A 788-nucleotide genomic window follows, 5' to 3' on the forward strand; every position below is an offset into this window, starting at 1 on the left:
GGAACGCGAAGCGCAGCAGTTCCACCGCGCCGATCGCAGCGGCCGAACCGCCGCCCATGCCGTTGTACAGCGCCACCATCTGCGGCATGTCGGTGATGGCCACGCGTTTGGCCGACCACCACGCCACGCCCGTACCGATCGCCACTGCGGCCAGGATCAGCGGCACGTTGTGCAGGTCGGGCAGGAAGAAGGTCGCCACCGTGGCGATCAGCATGCCCAGGCCGGCCCAGCGGATGCCGCTGCGTGCGGTCATCGGCGAGGCCATGCGCTGCAGGCCGAGCAGGAACAGGGTGGCGGCGACCAGGTAGCTCACCTGCACCAGCCACTGCAGCAGTTGCGCGGTGGTGACGTTCAAGGCGCCTTCTCCCCGGCATCGCGCTTCTGGCTGGGCTTGAACATGTCCAGCATGCGTTCGGTCACCACGTAGCCACCGGCGGCATTGCCCGCGCCGAGCACCACGGCGATGAAGCCGATGATCTTTTCCAGCGGGGTCTGCGCGTGGCCCAGCACCACCATGGCGCCGATCAGCACGATGCCGTGGATGAAGTTGGACCCGGACATCAGGGGGGTATGCAGGATCACCGGCACCCGCGAAATGATCACGTGGCCTGCGATCGCAGCCAGCATGAAGATATACAACGCCACGAACCCGTCGCTCATTGCTGTCCCTCTTCCCGGCGGTCATCCCGTCCCCTGCATCATAACCATGCGCTGAACCGTTCTGCAGGGCGGTCAACCGATGCCGCGCTGGTGCGTTCTCACGGTATCCCCCTGCGCGAGCGCTACCC

At 66.4% G+C, this 788-nt stretch carries 2 protein-coding genes; both read right to left on the bottom strand.

Features of this window, described 5'->3' with window-relative positions:
• Window positions 1-355: NAD(P)(+) transhydrogenase (Re/Si-specific) subunit beta (locus INT12_RS30585; protein WP_193059192.1), on the bottom strand; the 355-nt coding region annotated here is incomplete at its 3' end.
• Window positions 352-660: an NAD(P) transhydrogenase subunit alpha gene (locus INT12_RS30590; RefSeq protein WP_068849390.1), complete on the bottom strand. Its 309-nt coding sequence runs from the start codon at window positions 658-660 to the stop codon at window positions 352-354. The genes INT12_RS30585 and INT12_RS30590, both read right to left, overlap by 4 nt.
• Window positions 661-788: the final 128 nt, after the last annotated feature.

It is taken from the genome of Pseudomonas sp. K8 (genome assembly GCF_014889455.1).
Taxonomy (GTDB): Bacteria; Pseudomonadota; Gammaproteobacteria; order Pseudomonadales; family Pseudomonadaceae; genus Aquipseudomonas; species Aquipseudomonas veronii.

What these genes read in the sequence shown, in the direction of transcription:
- INT12_RS30590 (WP_068849390.1), bottom strand. Translation starts at nt 660, where the DNA reads ATGAGCGACGGGTTCGTGGCGTTGTATATCTTCATGCTGGCTGCGATC.